Below are 19540 nucleotides of genomic sequence, written 5' to 3'. Positions count from 1 at the left end.
CCGGCCTGCGGCAGGCTGGCAGCAGCGATCGCGACGATCTGCGCAATGCGGCGGCCGATCCTGGCCGGAGCTGCACGGAGGTATGACTGGACCTGTCGCATGACGCATCTTCCTTCCATGCCCGGAATGGACGGGCACAAAAGGAAAATGGCGATTTCTGGCTAAGCCGTCGATATCTCAAGGAAAATAACAACGGACGCTTCGCCCGGCCGCAGTTTGACAGTGGGTTTATTGCTTCATGTCGGGTTACGGCGAAGGAGATATTCTCCGACCCTCTGAGACGCTGCACCGCGGATACCGGCGCTCACCAAGTGTACCGCACCACGCCCTTGCCGGCGTAGGACGAGGTGACGTCGGAGAATTCGCCCTCGAAGGTTGCCGCGGCCGACCAGCCGTTCAGCCATTTCATGTCGATCGATGCCGTGGTCAGCACGGAGTCGGAGGCCTGCGCCGCGCCATTGACGACGAAACTCGCGCCGGGCAGCGCCTGGAAGGTCGCGGCGATCGAGCGGTCCGGATCATAATCATGCGCCCAGGCGAACCGGGTGCGCAGCGTCAGCACGCCATCGGACATTGCAAACGACTTGTCCGTGCGGATGCCGAGTTCGCTTCTGACATCGGTGACGCTCTTCGCACCGTAAGTGAGCGCGAAGGCGGATGAGCCGACCAGGGCCTGCTCGGCATAGCCGGGCAGATCGAAGGTCGTAAACTGGCCGGCGGCGTAGGGCGTGATGCCGATGCCGCCGGTCCAGGGTGCTGCGAAACGATAGCCGCCTTCGAGGCGGCCGGAATAGGTGTTGGCATTGAACTCGGCGCGGAGCTGGTCGATGCCGGCGACCGTGACGGTGCGGTTGGTGGTGATGTCCTGCCAGCCATAGGCGAGCGCGGCGGTGACATAGGCCGCACCTTCGGTGTGGCGGATATAGGCGCCGGCCTGGAACAGATCGGACCGGCCGCTGCCGCTGTTGACGACGGAGAAGTTGGTGCCGCCACCGGCCAGCGCAAAACCCGCAATGGTGTTCGGCGAGAACAGATAGTCGGCGCCGACAGCGGTGCCGTACACGCTGCTGGTGGTATCGTTCGATCCGACCACGGCGTTGCCGCTGGTCGATTGCGAGCCACCATAGCCCGCCGCCCAGACGCTCCAGCGCGGCACAAACGGTATCGGCGGCGCCTTGGTGAACATCGCGTAGGCGTTCGTCTTTCTTGTGGCCGCGTAGGCGTTTGTATCGCCCTCCTCCGCATAGCTCGGCGCGCCCGACGCCGAAGCTACTCCACCGTTCCGGTTCATGAAGGGATCGGTCAGCAGCCCCAGGAACAGGTTCATGGCATCGAACGTGGTCTGCTGCGAGCCGGTTGCCAGTTCACCCGAGGCCTGCGTCAGGCCCGATGGCGTCAGCGTGCCGTAGACCATCGGGATGCCGCCGGTGGTGTTGAAGTAATTGACCAGCGTGTTGGCAACGTTCTGCTGCTTGATCGACAGGCCGCGGCCGTAGTTCGGAGCGGATGGCGGCGGCGTGAAATTCAGCGCCAGATTGAAATAGGCGTGAGTCGCGTCGTAGCTCAGCGTGTCGCTGAAATTTGCCGGCAGATTGACGTTGGTAAGCGTGCCGAAGGTGCCGCTGACGCTGCCGGCACTCAGAATGGTGTATTGCTTGGAGATGTAACTGCCGTTGGCGAACGTTGCGTTGACGCTGGCGCCGCCGAGCGTCGCAGCCCCGCTGACATTGGCAAACGATGCGGTCGAAGGATTGACGGCGACGAGATAGAGCGCGCCGGACTGGAACGCGAGATTGCCGTTCACCGTCATCGACGTGCCCGGCGTGCCGGAGCCCGGCGCGAATGCGCCGCCGCTCTGGATCGTCGTATCGCCGACCGAGCCGGTGCCGTTGAGCAGGCCGCCGGCCCCGATGGTCGGATCGCTGAGCGAGCCGTTCACCGTCAGCGTCGCATTGGTCACCGTCGTGCCGCCGGTAAAGGTGTTGGTGCCGAGCACGAGCGTCGTGCCGGCGGTCGCGTCGAGGCTGGCAGCGCCACCGAGGCCGTCGATCGTGCCGCCTGTCGAGCTGATCGCGCCGTTGAGCAAGCCGTTCTGCAACGTGCCGCCGGCAAGCGCCAACGCCGCCTGGGTCTGCGTGGTGCCGCCGAGATCGAGCGTACCGCCACCATTGACGGTCGTCGTTCCGCTCGTCGCGCCCAGCGTACCGGCGCCGGACAGTTGCAGCATCCCCGCATTGATGATGGTGCCGCCGCTGTAGGTGTTGTTCCCTGACAGCACCAGCGTGCCGTTGCCGGTCTTGGTGACGGCACCCGTTGCGCCGCCCAAGTCCGAGATCACGCCGGAGAGTGCGAGCGAGCCGGTGTCGGCCTGCACCGCCCCTCCGTTGCTCCCGATCTGGACTGCACGGGACGAGGTAAAGCCGGCGCCGCTGACCTCCAGCGTGCCGCCATCGAAAATCAATCGTCCCGAGAAATCCCCAAGATTGGCATCCCCCGAAACAGAGAGCGTGCCTGATGAAAAGGTCGTCCCGCCCGTATACGTGTTGATTCCGGTCAGCGTCAGCGTGCCGGTGCCAACCTTGATCAGCCCGCCGGTCCCGCTGAAAACGCCGGAAACCGGAGTGATAACGCCGGAAAATGTCGTCGAGAGGTCATTGCCGCCGACCGTCAGGGTATTGGCGTCGAGCAGGATGTTGCCGCCCCCTTCGATCGACCCGGCCGTGGTGCCGCCGGTCGTGAGGCCCGAAATGTCGAGCGCACCGGTCCCGTTCAGGATGAAGCGCGCGGTGCCGCCGCTGGCCGTGTCCTGAATCGAAGTCGTGCCACCGCTGTTGGTCGTGATGGTGGCGTTGCCGGCCGTGCTCGAATTCACGAAAGCCAAATCGAAATTGTTGATGATCGTCGCATTGCCGGCCGTGCTGCTATCCCGGAACCTCATTCCGCTGCCGCCATTATTGGTAATGGTGGCGTTGCCGGCCGTGCTGGTGTCGTGGAAGACCAGAAAACCGTTCTCGATAATTCTGGCGTTACCCGCCGTGCTCGCGTTGAAGAAATCCATGAAGAAGTTGTTGCGGATGCTGGCATTGCCGGCCGTGCTGTTGTCGCCGAACTGGAGAGTCCAATTATTGGTGATGGCGGCGTTGCCAGCCGTGCTCGTGTTGGAGAACCCTATTGCGCTGCCGGTAAAGCTGTCGTTGACGATGGTGGCGCTGCCGGCCGAGCTGCTGTCGGAGAACGAGAGCGTGCCGCTGTTGTTGATCGTGGCGCTGCCGGCCGTGCTCGCGTTGAGGAATTGGATTTCGGACGGCGCGTGGTCGGTGATGCTGTTGATGGTTGCGCTGCCACCGTTGATAACAATGCCGGCGCCATTGAACGTAAGTGTCCGACCGAAGAATACTTCGCCAAGGGTAAACGTATAGGCTGAAGCCCCGGCATTGAAAGTCCAGCCACCGACGCTGGTGCTCGACGCCGAAAACGACAGGCTTGAGCTGTTCGTCACTCCGAATGTGGCGGTGCCGATCGGTACTGTTGCCGGTGTCCAGTTGGCGACGTTGTTGTAATCGGCCGTCCCCGGGTTGGGTCCACTTTCCGTAGGGTTGAGAACCCAGGTCGCGTCCTGAGCCGCGGCCGGCAGGCCAGTCACGAATAGCGCCACCGTCGCGAGCAACCCGGCACGCAACCAAGCCAGCGTTCGTCGCGCGCACACGCCGTGCTGGTCGGGCACCACAAAAGTTCCCACTGCATTCCCCTGGAGTCACCGCGAAGCGCCCCGCGCGCAGAGTGCAGTAGTCCTGGTCGTCCAGCAATGAAACTGCGCCCCTTCCTGCGGTTTGCTCTCGCGCGTTGCGAATAACCCACAGCTTGAGGTTTAGTCAGTTGCACAGAGTGCCGAACACACTTCACCTGTTCCAGTTGCGCCGAGCTGTATGACCGGTACCGGGCTTAACGGGGCCATCACGATGCGACGCCGACGCCCCAGGCACACGATATTCCACACTCCCGTCTGCTACTGCGGCATGAACCCGAACGCCTTCTCGAACCGCTTCGCGTAAACCGGCCAGACTTCGGGATTGATGATGCGCGGCGGGCGCTTGCCGTCGAGTGCGTCGAGGATCTGCTCGGCGGCGATCCGTCCCATGTTCATGCGCGCCTCGCGGGTGACGCCGGCGGTGTGCGGGCTTGCCAGCACATTGTCGAACTGCAAGAGCGGATGATCCGGCGGCGGCGGCTCCTTGTCCCAGACGTCGAGGCCGGCGCCGGCAATGCGTTTGTCGCGCAGTGCATCCTCAAGCGCCTTCTCGTCATGGATGAAGCCGCGCGCGGTGGTGACGAAATAGGCGTGCGGCTGCATCAGCGCGAACTGGCGCGCGCCGATCATGCCGCGGCTGTTCTTGTCGAGCGGGCAGGAGATCGAGACGAAATCGGCGCGGCGCAAGAGATCGTCGAGCTCGACCTTCTCCCCGCCCCGCTTCGCCATCTCCTCCGCCGTGAGATACGGATCGTAGGCGATCACCTTCATGTGCAGCAGGCCCTTGCACAGCTCGGCGATGCGGCGGCCGACATTGCCGAGGCCGACGATGCCGACGGTCTTCTCCTTCAGCTCGTTGCCGATCAGGTCGTTGCGGTTGACGTTGGCCTCGCGGCGCAGCCGGCGGTCGGACTGGATGATCCGTTTCGACAGCGTCAGCATCATGCCGAGCGCGTGCTCGGCGACCGAATTGGCATTGCCGCCGGACTGATTGACCACCAGCACGCCCGCCGCCGTGCAGGCATCGACGTCGACGGGATCGAACCCGGCGCCGTTCGACGACACGATCAAAAGGTTCGGCGCGCGCTTCAACAGCTCGGCATGGGCATGGAAGTGCGGCGCCAGCTCGTCGCGGGCCGCGCCGATCTGATAGGCATGCGCGTCGGCGAGGACAGGCGCGAACGTCGCCTCCGGCGTCTCGTTCTCCAAACGATCGAGCCGCACATCCGGCCGCTTCTTCAGGATGTCGACATAGATCTCGTGGGCGAGGTATTTGACGTAGAACACGCGCTTGTTGTTGACGGTCATGTCTTCGGACAGCTCTCAGTTTGGGAAGCCATAGAGTTTTGCGGGATTGTCGACGAGGATGCGGTGCCGGGTCGTCGCTTCCGGCGTCCACTCCTGGAACAGCGTCAGCAGATGGCCGGCGTCGGGCATCTCGCCCTCGACCCGCGGATGCGGCCAGTCACCGCCCCACACCAGCCGCTCGGAGTTGGCCGCGACCAGCGCCTCGTGGAACGGCCGCGCATCCGGATAATCAGGCGCTCGCTGGCTCAGGCGATGCGCGCCGGACAGCTTGGCCCAGCACCAGCCCTCTCCGACCGCGCGCAGCAGGCTCTGGAAGCCTTCGGTGTTGATGCCGGCGGCAGCATCGGTGCGGCCCATGTGATCGACCACGACCGGCAGCCCGAGCGCCTTCAGCGTCGGGATCGTGTCGGGCAAGTCCTTCACATCGATCCAGAGTTGCAGATGCCAGCCGAGCTCGGCCATCACAGCCGCGTGCGTCTCGGCGACGCCGAGCGGAATGCCGCCGCGATAGTGCAACTGGCCGGCGCGGAACAAATGGTTGAAGCGTAGGCCGCGGACGCCGAGCACATGCCATTGCCGCAGCGTGCCCGCCGCGACATCGGCATCGGCCACCGCGACGCCGCGCAGCCGCGCCGGCTCGCGCTGCAACGCGTCCAGCATCGCCGAATTGTCGTGGCCGTGCGCGCTGCCCTGCACCAGCACGCCGCGGCTGAAACCGAGCGCATCGAGCATGCCGAGATAGGTCGCGAGCGGCGCGTCCGGCGGCGTGTAGCTGCGATCAGTGGCATAGGGAAAGCGGTCCGCCGGGCCGAACACATGCGCATGGGTATCGCAGGCCTTCGGCGGCAACTTCTCTCTGGGCGGCGTCACCGGACGCGGCGGCAGGCAGGCGGGAATCTCTGACGCAGCCATCGGCTCACTCCGCTTTCATGCCGGCGGCCTTGATGATCGGCCCCCATTTGTCGTAGTCGGCCCTGATCTTGGCGACGAATGTCTCCGGCGTCGAGCCGATCGGGATCGCGCCGAGCTTGCCGAGACGCTCCTTCACGGCCTCGGTGTTAACCGCCGCGACGAAATCGTGCGAGATTTTTGCGACGAGATCGGCGGGCATGCCGCCAGGGCCGATCAGGCCCCACCACACCTCGGTGTCGTAGCCCGGCACGGTCTCCGACATGCTGGGCACGTCAGGCAGGAACGGCGCGCGCGAGCCCGTCGTCACCGCCAGCGCGCGAACCGTGCCGGCCTGCAATTGCCCGACCGATTCCGGCCCGTTGTTGAACGACATCGGAATTTGCCCGCCAAGCAGGTCGTTGATCGCGGGCGCGCCGCCCTTGTAGGGGATCGCGTTGAGATCGATCTTCGCAAGGCTCTTGAGCAGCTCGCCGGCAAGTTGGGTCGAGGTGCCGTTGCCGGCATGGGCGAAAGAAAGACTGCCGGGCTTTGCCTTCGCCGCGGCGATCACGTCGCCGACCGATTTGAACGGCGAGTCCGCGCGCACCAGCAGCACGTTCGGCGATGACGCCAAGAGCGAGATCGGCGAAAAGTCCTTGAACGTGTCGTAGGGCAGCTTTGGATAAAGGAACGGATTGGTGGCGTGGCCGCTCGCCACCATGATCAGATTGTAGCCATCGGGCGCGGAGGTCGCGATCGCCTGCGAGGCGATCACCCCGCCGGCGCCGGGCCGGTTCTCGACCACGATCGACTGCGTCCAGGTCTTCGACACCGCTTCGGCCAGCGTCCGCGTCAGCACATCGACGCCGCCGCCGGGCGGATATGGGACGAGAATGTGAACGGCCTTGGCCGGGAACGGCTGCGCGGACGCAAAGCCGGCCATCACCATGGCCGCTGCCGCAATGGCGGTCCGCCAGACCCATCCGGCCATCGACGCCTCCCGTCCCTTTATCGTTCCGTCCCTTTATCGTTAAGCCTCTATCGCACGTTGGTTCGGCGCTGGGATGACCGAATTCCGCAGATCGCGTTGCGGCCGCGGCATGTTGACAATCGCATGCACCGCGTCAAGTTGCGTGTCACAAGCGACAGCTAGAGCGTTTTCGAGCGAAGTGGATTCCGGTTCGCGTGAAGAAAACGCGTCAAGCAAAAGAGCTGGAGCCCCGTTCCGATCCAATCGGAACGGAAACGGCTCCGGTGTCGCGCGAGCAGGGAGAACAGGATGGCGGCCGCGGAACAAGCCTCGCCTCAGGACAAGGCTACCTGGCACGGCATCGTGCTGCAGACGCTGAAGCGGAACGAGATCAAGCTGGTGCCCTATGTGCCCGACCGGGTGCTGACCACGCTGATCAAGAACCTGCACGCCGATCCCTATTTCACGACGTTTCCGACCGCGCGCGAGGAAGAGGCCGTCGGCATCGTCTCCGGCGCCTGGATGGCGGGCATGCGCGGCGCGGTGCTGATGCAGACCTCGGGCTTTGCGACGCTCGCCAACGTGCTGGCCTCGCTCGCGGTGCCCTACCAGATCCCGCTGATCATGTTCGTCTCCGAGCGCGGCACGCTCGGCGAGTTCAATTACGGCCAGGCGCTGGTCTGCCGCACCATGCGCCCGGTCTTGGATTCGCTTGCGATGGAACATCACACCATCACCCGGCTCGACGAGCTCGAATTCATCGCCGACCGCTCGATCAAGCAGGCCGTCGCCACCCAGGCGCCGGTGGCGCTGATCCTCTCGCCGCTGTTGACCGGCGGCAAAACCTTCGACAAGTGAGATCAGCCATGACCAACACCCACGCGCGCAACACCAAGGTGATGAACCGCTTCGACCTCACCCAGCGCCTCGTCGCCAAACTGAAGGACGAGGCCGTGATCGGCGGCATCGGCAACACCAATTTCGACCTGTGGGCCGCCGGCCACCGCCCGCAGAACTTTTACATGCTGGGCAGCATGGGACTTGCGTTCCCGATCGCGCTCGGCGTCGCGCTGGCGCAGCCGAAGCGGCGGGTGTTTGCGCTGGAAGGCGACGGATCGCTGTTGATGCAGCTCGGCTGCCTCTCCACGATCGCAACGCTGGCGCCGAAGAACTTGACGATGGTCGTGATGGACAACGGCATCTACCAGATCACGGGCGCGCAGCCGACCCCTGCCGCCGGCCATGCCGACATCGTCGCGCTCGCGCTCGCCAGCGGCCTTGCCAACAGCTCCTGGGCCGCCGACGAGGACGATTTCGAGCGCCTGATCGAGCAGTCGAAACAGGCCTCAGGCCCGTCGCTGATCGGCGTCCGCATCGACGACAAGCCAGGCACCGGCACCACTCGCCGCGACCCCGTGCAGATCCGCGAGCGCTTCATGAACGGCATGGGGGTGAGGCAGCTGCTGTAGGGCGGCAAAGCAAGCAATCAAGTCGCCACGCACTCGCTAAAGTATACTTGCTCTCGCGCTCTAGTTGCGGTTAGCTCGCCGCAAAGCTGGGGCTTTTCAATGATCAAATTGTTCAACGCTGCATTCGCCGCGGGCGATCTTGTGCGGCTTCACTGCAGCTAAGATCGAGGTTTCAGAAGACCTCAAGTGAGTTTCAGATGACTAATGGATTGCAGCCATACGGGCGCCAATCTGCTCCTTTGACGGGAGGTGCCCGCTTTATCCGAGGGTTCAAGCGTATCGGCCTTGCTGTTGGTGGCCTCATCCTTCTAACCGGTCTAGGCACCTCGTTTTTCATTGCCATTGATGCTCAGAGGAACGCCGAAAATCGCTACGGGCAAGCATCCTGCGTCGTGGGAAAGATTCAGCGGAATGAGCCATTGAAGACACTAACTTACGACGCATCGAGCGTCGATTTGATCTCCTCAGGTTGTATGGGGAGTCGCTTCTCAATGAGCATCAACGACGCGCGTACTTACGGAACCCAGATGCCGGCTCCGATGGAAATGATGATCGAGCCGATCTATTTCGGCGCGCTGCTCAGCGTCGGCGGCGCGACCTTAGCCTTTGCCTTCTTTTGGCTTGTTGGCTGGCTTTGTGCTGGCTTTACGAAGGATTGAGTAATAATGACCGTCGATCACGAATTTGGCGGCCAGCACACCGAGATCAAGCTATCGATCGTTGAAGGATACTTGAAGGCGTATACGACTGCGCTTCGCCCCAATTTCAAGCACCTTTGGTATATCGACGCTTTCGCCGGCACAGGAAGTCGGACCGTGCGAACGGACCGCCGCGGCGCAGATCTGGTTGAGGAACCGGTCGAGGAAGTTGTTGAACATCGGCGCGGGTCTGCGCAGATAGCGCTCGGCGTCAGCCCACGCTTCGACTTTCTGATGTTCGTTGAACGCAATCCAAATTACGCCTCCGCTCTTCGCGATCTAGCCGCAAAGCACTTACAGCGATCCATCGTGGTCGCTGAGGATGACGCTAACGATGCATTGAAGAGGTTGGTTGCTGCCAATCGATGGCACGACAAGCGAGCGGTAGTCTTTCTCGATCCTTATGGAATGGAAGTCGAGTGGTCGACCCTTGAAGCGTTAGCATCAACACAAGCCATCGACGTCTGGTTTCTGTTTCCACTGGCTGGCCTCTACAGACAAGCAACGCGCCGTTTAGTGGATATTGACGATGCCAAACGAGCCGCCCTCACTCGGATGTTTGGCTCGTCGACATGGGAAGAAGAACTTTATCCCATCACCGGTGAAGCTGACATGTTCGGCGGTATTCCTGAGCGGCGTCGCGAGTTAGACCCGAGCGGGCTCGAGCAATATGTCCAAAAACGGCTCTCAGAGGTTTTCGCACATGTGCTAAAGCCGCTAGCCCTACCGGTTGACAAACATCCTCAGATGTTTTCGCTGTTTCTTTGCATATCGAACCGGGCGACTGGCGCAATCGGCTTGGCAACGCGTATCGGAAGCCATCTACTGGATCCCAAGCGGCATATCATCATAGGTCCGACCATGAAGTAGCCGGCCGGCCGCCTTCTTATTCTTTCCACCCCATTGCTTGAAGAAAAACGCGGCATCCGAACCGTCACATTGGACTCGAAGTGATTCCACCCAGGCTGGATCTATCGGCCGAGCTCCGGGTCCGCTTTCGCCTCCGACAATTACCCAATCGAGCGGCGGCCGCCAGCCGACGCATGCACCAGCGCGCCTGTCGGCGGCGCGGCCCGTGTTGATGCGATGGTCCTCGCGACCACGTACGTAACCGCGGATATCTAGAGGACCAAGCAGCGGTTCAGCTGAGATAAATCGCACCGAGGCGGGCGCCGTGAGCAGCAAGGGAATGCGCTCGTCTGCTTCCTTCTGGCGCTCCGTCGACACACCGAGCCAAACGTTGGGAAGTGGCTTTGGCCGACGCGCGGTGAGGTAGTCATGCAGTCGCTGCGCGCGCTTGGTCAGCACTTGAAAGATGTGGTGGTTGGCCTCACCCATGACACCAAACACCCGATCGATCCACGCATCCGGGCAGTCTTCATGAAAAAGATCACCCATCGAATTGACAAAGTATGTGGTCGGTCGCCGGCGGCGCAGCGGAGCCGAAATCAAATCGTCAGATGCTAAGGATAGTTTCCCGGTCCAAACCGCCCTTCCCTTCACGCGCTTGGTTGTGCCGTCATAGTGCGGTGCCGTGCCCATTGCTTCGATCCGAGCAGCCATCCGCATGGCGTAGCAATTGGTGCAGCCGGGCGTAGCGATGGAGCATCCGACGATCGGATTCCAAGTCGACTCTGTCCACTCGATCGACGTTTCACCCATGTGTTGCTCCTCGCGGGAAGCGACCCTGACTGCTTACGGTAAATATTCCTTATATCTTGTTGATTTTGCTTGTCACGCATGATGACAAGAGGGCTAAGCTGCCCCTGCGGAACTGCACGAGGAGGCGGGGAATCCATCGTTATCCTGAGCGGCAGAGTCGGGATCGGACGTGCCATCCGCACCTTTCGGCAACCCGCCAGTCCAAAAGTGATTCCTCCTTTGCAGGCGAGAAGCCTCCGAATCAATTCATCCGCAGCTCCGTGATGTGCCGCGGGTCCGGCGCGAGCTCGCCGCGTTCGACGCGCTTGACGATGTCGGTCAGCGCGGCGTTGGCGTTGCAGGCGATGCCGAGCTTCTCGCCTTCGCGCACCACGAGGCCGTTCAGGAATTCGATCTCGGTGCGGCGGCCCTTCTGCATGTCCTGGCCCATCGAGGGGCGCTGCGCCGATGATGTGCGCTTGGCATCCTTGAAGCGCTGCTCGTCGCAGGCGCGCGTCGCGGCCTCGTCGCCCTCGCCGGCCCGCGCGATGATCTCTGGCGACAGATGCAGGATTTCTTCCAGCTGATAGCCCTGGGCCTGGCCGACCCGGATCGCCTCGCTGCCGAGCCGGGTTGAAAAGCGGCGCAGCGGTTCGCTCTGCAGCACCTCGCCGCCCGGCAGGCCGGTGCAGGCCGACAGCCCGTTGCCCATCACATTGGCGACGAGCTTGGACCAGCGCTCGCCCCAGAGATTGGAGGTCGCTTTGGCGCTGTCGGAATAGCCGACGAGACGGCAAACCTCTTCGGCCCGCGCGGTGATGCGGCCATGCACCTCACCGGCGCGAAACACGGTGTGCGCAGCCCCGCCCTTGCCGGCGCCGCGGTGAATATGGCCGGGCTCGGGCAGATTGACGGTGATGCTGCTGGCGATGCAGCCGAGCGTCTTGCCCCAGCCGACAATGCCGGCGATGGTCTCCTCGTTCATGCAGTTCTGCAGCGACACCACGTAACCATCCGCCGCCAGATATTGCCGGATCAGCATCGTCGCCCAGGCCGTGTCGTACGACTTCATGCAGACGAAGGCGATGTCGACCGGCTTTTGCTTCGCCAGTTGCTGCGCGTCGGTGACGTGCAGCGCGCGCACCGGCACCGTGAACTCCGCGACGTCCATCGCGTGCGTAACCCGCAGTCCGTGCTTTCGCATGTGCTCGACATGTTCGGGCCAGGGATCGATGAAGGTGACGTCCTCACCCGCCTGCACCATATGCGCACCGGCGTAGCCGCCGACCGCACCCGCGCCGACGATCGCGATCTTCCGACCCATGGTTCCATCCCCTGCTCTTGGCGGACGCTGGCCGCGCCCGCTCGTTGGAGACAGTCTAGGGGATCAGGCCGTCAGGCCAACCGCTCGGTGCATGTAAAAAGCGGGCCTGTGCCATGCGGGTATTCATGGGATCAAACGAATCCCCGCGGGCGATGTGCCCGCGAGGATGTCGACAGTCAGAAATCCCGGCGCGATCAGTCGATGACCCTCACCACCCTGCGGGTCCGGGAATCCACGATCACGCGGTGATCGTTGACGATCGCATAGTGATATTCGGCGTAGCGCGGCACGGGGTGCAGCACGACTGTATCCGGCAGCGGCTCGCCGACCACGACGCGTTCGCGCACCACCACCGACGGCTCGCCGCGCGGGATCGATCCGATCACCGCATTCGGAATCTCGAGGCCGGCACCGACCGCAGCTCCAACCGTGCCGCCGACTATCTCGCCGACGGGACCTGCGATTTCACCACCGGTCCGCGCACCATTCGCGGCGCCCGCTGCAGTCGTGGACTGCGCGAAGGCCGAACCGGACGCAAGCAGCGACGCAGCAGCGACAAGGGAAACGGCAAAACGCTTGTTCATCATTCTTCTCCTCCGAGATGTGAGCTGCCCCTCAACATCGCGAGCAGTGAGAACGTTCCAGTTCCAACAGCGCAACTTGCGCGCAGACTCCGGTTCCGCGTGCAATTCCCTTCAGTTCCAGCGCACATGAAAGTGCCGCTTCGGAGATGTCCGAAGCGGCATTCATGATCGGTTCAGATTGAAGCGGACCACAGCGGGCGCGCGCCGCTCACTCCGCAGGTTTTCGCGGCGCTCGCCGTCTTGGCGGTCTTGGCGATCTTGGCGGCGGTGCAGCCGCCGGCTTGACGCGGATTCGCATCGTCCCACCCTTGGACTCGATCTCGAAAGCGTTTGTCCTGCGCACCAGCTCGCCCAGGGTGCGGAAGCCGTAGGTCCTCTGATCGAAATCGGATGCCAGATTGGCGAGCTGCCGTCCGACCTCGCCAAGCGTCACCCAGCCGTCCTCGCTCGCCATCTGGCCGATGACCTTCTTGAGGATGGGCGTCGCGGCGTCAGGCGGCTGCAACGGCTGGGCACGCACGGCCGCATCCTGATTGCTCGTCACCCCGCCGCGCAAATTCTCGGTATAGACGAACCTGCGGCAGGCCTGCCGAAAACTCTCCGGCGTCTTCTGCTCGCCGAATCCGAACACGTCGATGCCATGCTCGCGGATGCGGGCGGCCAGACGGGTGAAATCGCTGTCTGAGGACACCAGGCAAAATCCATCGAACCGGCCGCTGTGCAGCAGGTCCATGGCGTCGATCACCAGGGTGATGTCGGACGCATTCTTTCCGGTCGTATAGGCGAACTGCTGCTGGGGGATGATGGCGTGCTTGGACAACACGTCGGCCCAACCCTTGGACCTCGGATTGGAGAAGTCGCCGTAGATGCGGCGAACGCTGGCCTCGCCGATCTTGGCGATCTCCTCGAACAGCGCGTCGGCGATCCTTGCAGATGCATTGTCGGCGTCGATCAGGACGGCGAGTCGGGGCGAACGCAGTTCGGAAGGCATGGCTTTTCTCGGCTGGGAAGCGATGGATCGACGTCTCCGCAAACGGCAGCGGAACCGGCGCGGCCGCCGCATCGGAGCACATCGCGCGTCCCAAGCATAGGCTTCGTGGCCGTCGAGTGGATTTTCGCGGCGACGGCAGCCTTCAGGCGGTGCGGATCAGATCACTTCGCCCATGTCGATCGCCCGGCGGGCGAACTCGATGGCCTTCTCCGCGGTGATCGCATCCGCCGTCGTCGTTGCGTCGTCGCGCACCGAGGGCGGAAAGGCGATCCGGATCTTCTTGCCGTTCGACCGGCGGATGGTGGCGCGCCAGCGATCGACATCGCGCCGGTAGGCATCGATCACATAATCCTTGTAGGCGACGCCGCTCAGGGGCGGCTGCCGCGATGCCATGTCGAGACCGGGCGGCCGGCTTGCGATATCGCGAACCAGTTCGACGATGGCCTCGACGGCATGGTCGCGCGCCACGCCGGTCGCGTCCCTGAGCAGATGGCTCACCGCCGCGTCGATCTGCGCCCTCGCGCGATCGTCGCTTTCAAAATCCGAATCAAGCTGAATTGACATGGTAGGGAAAACGCCTCCTCCGGACCCGCCATCGGATACCTGCCGGGGTATCGCGCGCGTGCAACCACGAGACGTTTAATCGGCTCCCCGTTAAAGCCGGATTATCTGGTAGCCCCCGATTTCTCGGATGCCGTTAACCGGGTGGCGATGCCGCTCCGGAGGACCTCCCAAGCGGCACCGATTGTCGACCAGAGCCGAGCAGGCCCGCACCGTGCGCCGATTTGTCCGCGGCCGCATCTGGCGCCGCAGCCGGGTTCGCACCGCCAATTCCGCACTGATCATCAATTGACATATCACTGCTATCCGTGTGACATTTTATGGAAGGGCCGACAAGAGCCCCGCAACGTCCAGCTGGGGAGGACAGCAATGACCATTGCCGACGTCACCGCATCGGCCGGAAGCCGAGCTCCGGCCGCCGTCGCGCGCACCGCGCAAGCGCAGCAGGTCGCCGACATCGCGGCACGGCTCGAGCGTCTGCCGCTGACCTCCTATCAGCGCTGGATCTTCGGAATCATCGCAACCGCATGGTTCTTCGACAGCATGGACCTGGCCGCGCTGACCTTCGTGCTCGGCTCGATCCGCCAGACCTTCGGCCTCTCGACGGCGGAAGCCGGGCTGCTGTCCAGCATGAGCTTCCTCGGCATGTTCGTAGGCGCTGCGTCCGCCGGCCTGCTTGCCGACCGTTTCGGCCGCGCCCGCGTGTTCCAGGTCAGCATGATCTTCTGGGGATTGGGCAGCCTGTGCTGCGGTCTTTCCACGACGGCGACCGCGCTCGGCGCATCCCGCCTGCTGCTCGGCTTCGGAATGGGCATGGAGTTTCCGGTCGCGCAGTCGATGGTCTCGGAGATCATGCCGGCCAAGAACCGCGGCCGCTACATCGCCTTCCTCGAAGGGTTTTGGCCGCTCGGCTTCATCGCGTCGGGCCTCTTGACCTACTTCGTGCTGCAGGCCGCCGACTGGCGCTGGGTCTTCATCCTGCAGGCGATCCCGGCCGTCTTCGTGCTGGTGGTGCGACGCTACGTTCCGGAATCGCCGCGCTGGCTCGCGTCCCACGGCTATTCCGAGCGGGCCGAAGCGACGGTGCGCAAGATCGAAAGCAGGGTCCGCGATCGTCTCGGCAGCAAGGAACTGCCGCCGGTCGTGCGCCAGGCCGCCGCTCCCGCGTCCGAAGTGACGGGCCTGAGGACGCTGTTTTCAGGCATCTACGCCAAGCGGACCACGATGTTGTGGACCTTGTGGTTCTTCGCGCTGCTCGGCTTCTACGGTCTGACCACGTGGCTCGGCGCGTTGCTGCAGGCCAAGGGATTCCCGATTACCAAATCGGTGTTCTACACGATCCTGATCTCGCTCGCGGGCATCCCCGGCTTCCTGGTCTCGGCGTGGCTCGTCGAATCCTGGGGCCGAAAGGCGACGCTGGTGATGAACCTGCTCTGCGGCGCGATCGCCTGCCACTTCTACGGCTCGGCGGCGGACCAGACCCAGCTCATCATTGCCGGCCTCTGCATGCAGTTCTTCCTGTTCGGCATGTGGTCGGCGCTCTACGCCTATACGCCTGAACTGTACCCGACCCATGTCCGCGCCACCGGAACCGGTTTTGCCTCCGCGGTCGGCCGAATCGGCTCACTGATCGGCCCTTATGTGATCGGCGTGATCCTGCCTGCGGCGGGACAGAGCGGCGTGTTCGCACTGGGCGCCGGCGCGTTCGTGGTGGCGGCGCTGGCGGTGCTGTTGCTCGGCGAAGAAACCCGCGGCCGGACGCTGGAGAGCATTTCGCACTGATGATGCGCTGCTGTTCGCCGCATGCGGCCGGATTCGGCGTCGCGCTGATCGACTGGCCTTGTCAGTGCCATCGGGGCGTGTGAGATATCTGCTGTACACCAGCACGCGTGACCCCGATGGCCGATTCGAACAAGCGATCCAGCACGGTGCGCGCGCGCGCAGCAGGGAGCCGCCGGCCGGCGCGGCAATCGTCCGCCGCCGGTAAGCCGCGCGCTGCCGCGCAGGCCCCACTCCCGCAAGGCGATGTCACCCTCACCGATCGCGCCTATGCCGAGCTGGAAGAGCTGATCGTGACCCTGCAACTGCCGCCCGGCACCGCGCTCTCCGAGCTCGTGCTCGCCAAGCGGCTCGACATCGGCCGTACCCCGATCCGCGAGGCGTTGCAGCGGCTGTCGCGCGACGGCCTCGTCAACATCCTGGCCCGTCGCGGCGTGCTGGTGTCCGAGATCGACCTGCGGGCCCAGCTCCGCCTGCTCGAGGTCCGGCGCGAGCTGGAACGGCTGATGGCGCGCGGCGCCGCCGAGCGCGCCACCAGCGAGCAGCGCGCGCAGTTTTCCGAGATCGCCGCCGGCATGCGGCGCGCGGCGGAAAAATCCGACGATCTGCTGTTCATGCGGCTGGATCACCAGTTCAACACACTGATCTCCGCGGCATCACGCAACGAGTTCGCGACCCGCGCCATGGGCCTGATGCATGGCCTGTCGCGCCGGTTCTGGTACCAGCATTACAAGGAAGCCGCCGACCTGCCGCTCGCGGCGCGGCTGCATGCCGATGTCGCCGAAGCCGTCGCCGAGCGCCACGTCGACGCCGCTGGCGCGGCGTCCGACAGCCTGATCGACTACATCGAAAGCTTTGCGCGTTCGACGCTGTGAGAGCTTTAGATCATGATGCGATTACATCGAATCGCATCATGATCTCATCTCTTTGTTTGAGCATGATCTGTTCGGAAAACCGGATTCCACTTTTCCGGATCATGCTCTAGAACTCGACCACCGTGCGGATCGACCGCCCGCGCCGCAACGCCTCGAAGCTATCATTGATGCCGTCGAGGGTGCAGCGGCCGGTGATCAGTTCGTCGAGCTTGAGCCTGCCGTCGAGATAGGCCTGCGCCAGCAAAGGGAAGTCGCGCCGTGGCCGCGCGCCGCCGTAGCTCGAGCGGCGAAATCGCTTCTCGCCCATCAACGCTCCCCAGCGGAAACTCACGTCTTGCGTGACGTCGATCTTGCCGAGCCAGATCACCTCACCCCCCGGCCGCACCGCCTCCGCGGTCTGCCGAAACGCCAGCGGATGGCCCGCCGCCTCGAGGATGACGTCAGCACCCCGCCCGCGCGTCGCCTGCTTTGCGAACTGGACCGGGTCCTCGCGCGCCGCGTTGACGGCGTGCGTCGCGCCGAGCTGCCGCGCCAGCGCAAGCTTTGCATCATCGAGGTCGACCGCGATGATCGCACCGGCGCCGGCGAGCCGGGTCCGCCCGGACCGCAGCGCCGCGACCGCCTCGTCGAGATCGGCGGAGGAAAGTTCCCACTCATTGTCGAAATTGGCGACGACGCGCTGCATGAACGCTTCGTGCAGCGCCTTCGCCGCTGCGGCGTCGTGCAGATGATCATAGAGCAGCGCGAAGGCCAGTTGTGCCGGCTCCGGCCCCTCATAGCTCCATTCAAAACCGTGTTCGGTGAGCCGAAGCTGGTCGTAATGCTGTGACAGCGGCGCGCCGTCGACCAGCACGGAAATGCCGTCGATGGTGCGGTCCCCGGTATAGCTCGCCATCGGATCCTCCCTGTGCTGCCGCATCATATCAGGATCCCTGTCAGGATCTTGGCGGACGCATCGTGAGGTCCTTCTTGACGACCTCGGGGAATATCCACATCGCGACCGTGGCAAACACGCCGAGGAAAGCAACGGCGTAGCTCGGTCCCCGCTGTCCCAGATAGACCATGAAAAAGTATCCGCAGGCCGCCGTGGCAAGGCACGCCAGCGACAGCATGAGCTTGATGTGGCTTGGCATCGAGACCTCCCTTCAGGTCATCCAGATGTGAAAAGACGGTGCAGCCACGCCGACGAGCAGCGCAAGCGCCGCAATCATGGCGCAGCAGGACAGGCGCAATCCCGCCCGTCCGTCGCGCCACCATTCCGGCAGCGCCTGAAACAGCCCGGGCAGGAACAGGAACAACACACCGCCCACGACAACGACCGTGGTCCAGCGCAGCTCGACCAGGGCGAATGCCAGCGTGCCGGCGAGCAACATCACCCACAATATCGTCGTCACCGTCACCGGCAGAACGGCGCGTCCACGCAGCGGATACATCCCGGCCAGCTGCAGGAAGCCGATACAGCACACGCTCCACAGCAGGCCGAACCAGGCGAGGCCTACGAGATTTGGTTCAAGCTGCGGCATGCGGCACCGATTGCTCCTTCACCACGACCCGCGGCGTCCTCGCCGTCCGTCGCATGTCGGTCTTCACGTAACGCGTGCTGTAGCCGTTGAAGATGTGGCCGAGCAGGCCGCGATTGAGATCGGAGGTGCCCAACAGGCAATCCATCACCGGGAAGGTCAGGTTCATGTTCCGCTCCATCATGATCGACTGGTTGTGATGGGCGGTATGATGCCGGCGGATGGTGTTGACGAACGGCATGTTGCGCACGAAGGCATTTTCCTCGACGTGGCAGCAGAAGTGCATGAATTCGTAGATCAGGTACATCGACGTGGTCGTGGTGATCAGCAGCCAACCGATATTCGCCGAGATCACGAGACCGGCGACGATCGCCGGCGGGATCGACATCAGGGTGAACACCACCAGCGCATAAGGCGGGAAGAAGGTGACGCGCCAGTCGTGATGATCGGCAAAGCGCATTTCCTCCTCGGTGAAGAACTGATGGTGCATCAGCGTGTGGCGGCTGTAGATCGCGCGCAGCAGCGGCACGTTCGACGGCCGGTGCATGACGAAGCGATGCACCGCCCATTCGAAGAAGTTTGCAATCAGGAAGACCGCCGGAATAGTGAGGTATTCCCACCACTTCACGTCGTGCACATTGGCCAGGTAGACGTACAGCGCCGTGAAGCCGATCGTGTAGATCAGCACGACGTGCAGCCAGCCATTGTACCAGCCCACCACGCGCTCGCGATAGGTCGCGCGATATTTGCGCTGGCGGTCGGTCATCCCTGTTGCAGCCAACTCCATCGCGGCTCCCCTCCATCATCCCTCATCTAACATATCAGTAGCACATCAGATGCGAAAGGCAAGCTGCCTTGCTGGGCCGAACGCGATCGGGAAAAGGGATGGCGCGCGGAACCCGCGCAAGACGGAGCAGGAAGCCTGGGCTGGTTTTCGAACGACCGGGTGCTGGCATGAATAGGCCACTGTGGATGATGACCCCAGCGCCGATGCCTTGGGAGAAAAAAGAACAGAGCGCGCAAGTGCCCTTCATGATTACGCAGGCTCAAAAGGAAGCGCTACGGCAGAAGGGCTTCGATGACGATCAGATCGCTCATATGACGCCGGAGAAAGCCCATCAATTGCTTGGAATAACTCCCGCGCAGTCTTACTAACAAACGGAAAGAGGCCGCCAACTGAG

Annotated in this window: 20 protein-coding genes; 7 read left to right on the top strand and 13 right to left on the bottom strand. The window is 63.5% G+C overall.

Going from position 1 to position 19540, the window contains the following annotated elements; translation table 11 throughout:
• Positions 1-304: 304 nt before the first annotated feature.
• The 4 genes from HAP48_RS32075 to HAP48_RS32060 form a co-directional block, all read right to left on the bottom strand.
• Positions 305-3739 carry an autotransporter outer membrane beta-barrel domain-containing protein gene (locus tag HAP48_RS32075; RefSeq protein ID WP_224496705.1) on the bottom strand — a complete coding sequence of 1145 codons (3435 nt, stop codon included), beginning with the start codon at positions 3737-3739 and terminating at the stop codon, positions 305-307.
• A 267-nt stretch (positions 3740-4006) separates the two neighbouring features.
• Positions 4007-5056 carry a hydroxyacid dehydrogenase gene (locus HAP48_RS32070; RefSeq protein ID WP_166203882.1) on the bottom strand — a complete coding sequence of 350 codons (1050 nt, stop codon included), beginning with the start codon at positions 5054-5056 and terminating at the stop codon, positions 4007-4009.
• Positions 5057-5071: 15 nt separating this feature from the next.
• Entirely contained in the window at positions 5072-5968 is an 897-nt protein-coding gene (locus HAP48_RS32065; protein ID WP_166203881.1) for an amidohydrolase family protein, read from the bottom strand.
• A gap of 4 nt (positions 5969-5972) precedes the next feature.
• On the bottom strand, positions 5973-6938 hold the full coding sequence (locus HAP48_RS32060; protein WP_166203880.1) for a Bug family tripartite tricarboxylate transporter substrate binding protein: 966 nt from the start codon (positions 6936-6938) through the stop codon (positions 5973-5975).
• Between the two features lie 288 nt (positions 6939-7226).
• Here HAP48_RS32060 and HAP48_RS32055 point away from each other — a divergent pair, with 288 nt between their 5' ends.
• From HAP48_RS32055 to tcmP, 4 genes are all read left to right on the top strand, one after another.
• The gene (locus HAP48_RS32055; RefSeq protein WP_029082310.1) at positions 7227-7775 is read left to right on the top strand and encodes a thiamine pyrophosphate-binding protein; all 549 of its coding nucleotides are present in this window, start codon (positions 7227-7229) and stop codon (positions 7773-7775) included.
• An 8-nt stretch (positions 7776-7783) separates the two neighbouring features.
• Positions 7784-8386, top strand: a complete 603-nt coding sequence (locus HAP48_RS32050; RefSeq protein WP_166203879.1) for a thiamine pyrophosphate-dependent enzyme — start codon at positions 7784-7786, stop codon at positions 8384-8386.
• 197 nt (positions 8387-8583) lie between these two features.
• Positions 8584-9045, top strand: coding sequence for a hypothetical protein (locus HAP48_RS32045; RefSeq protein WP_166203878.1), 462 nt, complete (start codon positions 8584-8586; stop codon positions 9043-9045).
• A gap of 6 nt (positions 9046-9051) precedes the next feature.
• Positions 9052-9954, top strand: coding sequence for a three-Cys-motif partner protein TcmP (gene tcmP / locus HAP48_RS32040; protein ID WP_166203877.1), 903 nt, complete (start codon positions 9052-9054; stop codon positions 9952-9954).
• On the opposite strand, the gene HAP48_RS32035 is transcribed toward tcmP, so the two are convergent.
• The 5 genes from HAP48_RS32035 to HAP48_RS32015 form a co-directional block, all read right to left on the bottom strand.
• A complete protein-coding gene (locus tag HAP48_RS32035; protein ID WP_166203876.1) occupies positions 9907-10746 on the bottom strand; it encodes a DUF5131 family protein in 840 nt (279 codons plus the stop codon). The two genes, tcmP and HAP48_RS32035, sit on opposite strands and share 48 nt — an antisense overlap.
• Before the next feature lie 241 nt (positions 10747-10987).
• Complete coding sequence (locus HAP48_RS32030; protein WP_166203875.1) at positions 10988-12049, bottom strand: ketopantoate reductase family protein; 1062 nt, start codon at positions 12047-12049, stop codon at positions 10988-10990.
• A gap of 194 nt (positions 12050-12243) precedes the next feature.
• Positions 12244-12633: a DUF1236 domain-containing protein gene (locus HAP48_RS32025; protein ID WP_166203874.1), complete on the bottom strand. Its 390-nt coding sequence runs from the start codon at positions 12631-12633 to the stop codon at positions 12244-12246.
• Between the two features lie 208 nt (positions 12634-12841).
• Positions 12842-13624, bottom strand: a complete 783-nt coding sequence (locus tag HAP48_RS32020; protein WP_166203873.1) for an NYN domain-containing protein — start codon at positions 13622-13624, stop codon at positions 12842-12844.
• Between the two features lie 156 nt (positions 13625-13780).
• On the bottom strand, positions 13781-14188 hold the full coding sequence (locus tag HAP48_RS32015) for a hypothetical protein (RefSeq protein ID WP_166203872.1): 408 nt from the start codon (positions 14186-14188) through the stop codon (positions 13781-13783).
• 366 nt (positions 14189-14554) lie between these two features.
• Here HAP48_RS32015 and HAP48_RS32010 point away from each other — a divergent pair, with 366 nt between their 5' ends.
• Together HAP48_RS32010 and HAP48_RS32005 are read left to right on the top strand one after the other, a co-directional pair.
• A complete protein-coding gene (locus tag HAP48_RS32010) occupies positions 14555-15967 on the top strand; it encodes an MFS transporter (protein WP_166203871.1) in 1413 nt (470 codons plus the stop codon).
• Positions 15968-16083: 116 nt separating this feature from the next.
• Entirely contained in the window at positions 16084-16839 is a 756-nt protein-coding gene (locus HAP48_RS32005; protein WP_166203870.1) for a GntR family transcriptional regulator, read from the top strand.
• A gap of 106 nt (positions 16840-16945) precedes the next feature.
• Here HAP48_RS32005 and HAP48_RS50540 read toward each other — a convergent pair whose 3' ends face one another.
• Genes HAP48_RS50540 through HAP48_RS31980 form a run of 4 tightly spaced genes read right to left on the bottom strand, consistent with a single transcriptional unit; the run spans position 16946 to position 19146 of the window.
• Complete coding sequence (locus HAP48_RS50540) at positions 16946-17734, bottom strand: DUF6166 domain-containing protein (RefSeq protein ID WP_338028959.1); 789 nt, start codon at positions 17732-17734, stop codon at positions 16946-16948.
• A gap of 40 nt (positions 17735-17774) precedes the next feature.
• Positions 17775-17972 (bottom strand): hypothetical protein, encoded by a 198-nt coding sequence (locus HAP48_RS31990; protein WP_166203869.1) that lies wholly within the window; start codon positions 17970-17972, stop codon positions 17775-17777.
• Between the two features lie 12 nt (positions 17973-17984).
• A complete protein-coding gene (locus HAP48_RS31985) occupies positions 17985-18362 on the bottom strand; it encodes a hypothetical protein (RefSeq protein ID WP_166203868.1) in 378 nt (125 codons plus the stop codon).
• Positions 18349-19146: a sterol desaturase family protein gene (locus HAP48_RS31980; protein ID WP_166203867.1), complete on the bottom strand. Its 798-nt coding sequence runs from the start codon at positions 19144-19146 to the stop codon at positions 18349-18351. The genes HAP48_RS31985 and HAP48_RS31980 overlap by 14 nt, the downstream gene beginning before the upstream one ends.
• 185 nt (positions 19147-19331) lie before the next feature.
• Here HAP48_RS31980 and HAP48_RS31975 point away from each other — a divergent pair, with 185 nt between their 5' ends.
• A complete protein-coding gene (locus tag HAP48_RS31975) occupies positions 19332-19514 on the top strand; it encodes a hypothetical protein (RefSeq protein ID WP_210295583.1) in 183 nt (60 codons plus the stop codon).
• Positions 19515-19540 lie beyond the last annotated feature (26 nt).

Source organism: Bradyrhizobium septentrionale (genome assembly GCF_011516645.4).
Lineage (GTDB): Bacteria > Pseudomonadota > Alphaproteobacteria > Rhizobiales > Xanthobacteraceae > Bradyrhizobium > Bradyrhizobium septentrionale.
The sequence above is the reverse complement of the archived record's forward strand: the minus strand, read 5'-3'. Positions and strand labels throughout refer to the sequence as shown.

Coding starts and splice junctions, on each gene's coding strand:
- HAP48_RS32070 (WP_166203882.1), bottom strand. CDS start 5,056: ATGACCGTCAACAACAAGCGCGTGTTCTACGTCAAATACCTCGCCCAC.
- HAP48_RS32065 (WP_166203881.1), bottom strand. CDS start 5,968: ATGGCTGCGTCAGAGATTCCCGCCTGCCTGCCGCCGCGTCCGGTGACG.
- HAP48_RS32060 (WP_166203880.1), bottom strand. CDS start 6,938: ATGGCCGGATGGGTCTGGCGGACCGCCATTGCGGCAGCGGCCATGGTG.
- HAP48_RS32055 (WP_029082310.1), top strand. CDS start 7,227: ATGGCGGCCGCGGAACAAGCCTCGCCTCAGGACAAGGCTACCTGGCAC.
- HAP48_RS32050 (WP_166203879.1), top strand. CDS start 7,784: ATGACCAACACCCACGCGCGCAACACCAAGGTGATGAACCGCTTCGAC.
- HAP48_RS32045 (WP_166203878.1), top strand. CDS start 8,584: ATGACTAATGGATTGCAGCCATACGGGCGCCAATCTGCTCCTTTGACG.
- tcmP (WP_166203877.1), top strand. CDS start 9,052: ATGACCGTCGATCACGAATTTGGCGGCCAGCACACCGAGATCAAGCTA.
- HAP48_RS32035 (WP_166203876.1), bottom strand. CDS start 10,746: ATGGGTGAAACGTCGATCGAGTGGACAGAGTCGACTTGGAATCCGATC.
- HAP48_RS32030 (WP_166203875.1), bottom strand. CDS start 12,049: ATGGGTCGGAAGATCGCGATCGTCGGCGCGGGTGCGGTCGGCGGCTAC.
- HAP48_RS32025 (WP_166203874.1), bottom strand. CDS start 12,633: ATGAACAAGCGTTTTGCCGTTTCCCTTGTCGCTGCTGCGTCGCTGCTT.
- HAP48_RS32020 (WP_166203873.1), bottom strand. CDS start 13,624: ATGCCTTCCGAACTGCGTTCGCCCCGACTCGCCGTCCTGATCGACGCC.
- HAP48_RS32015 (WP_166203872.1), bottom strand. CDS start 14,188: ATGTCAATTCAGCTTGATTCGGATTTTGAAAGCGACGATCGCGCGAGG.
- HAP48_RS32010 (WP_166203871.1), top strand. CDS start 14,555: ATGACCATTGCCGACGTCACCGCATCGGCCGGAAGCCGAGCTCCGGCC.
- HAP48_RS32005 (WP_166203870.1), top strand. CDS start 16,084: ATGGCCGATTCGAACAAGCGATCCAGCACGGTGCGCGCGCGCGCAGCA.
- HAP48_RS50540 (WP_338028959.1), bottom strand. CDS start 17,734: ATGGCGAGCTATACCGGGGACCGCACCATCGACGGCATTTCCGTGCTG.
- HAP48_RS31990 (WP_166203869.1), bottom strand. CDS start 17,972: ATGCCAAGCCACATCAAGCTCATGCTGTCGCTGGCGTGCCTTGCCACG.
- HAP48_RS31985 (WP_166203868.1), bottom strand. CDS start 18,362: ATGCCGCAGCTTGAACCAAATCTCGTAGGCCTCGCCTGGTTCGGCCTG.
- HAP48_RS31980 (WP_166203867.1), bottom strand. CDS start 19,146: ATGGAGTTGGCTGCAACAGGGATGACCGACCGCCAGCGCAAATATCGC.
- HAP48_RS31975 (WP_210295583.1), top strand. CDS start 19,332: ATGATGACCCCAGCGCCGATGCCTTGGGAGAAAAAAGAACAGAGCGCG.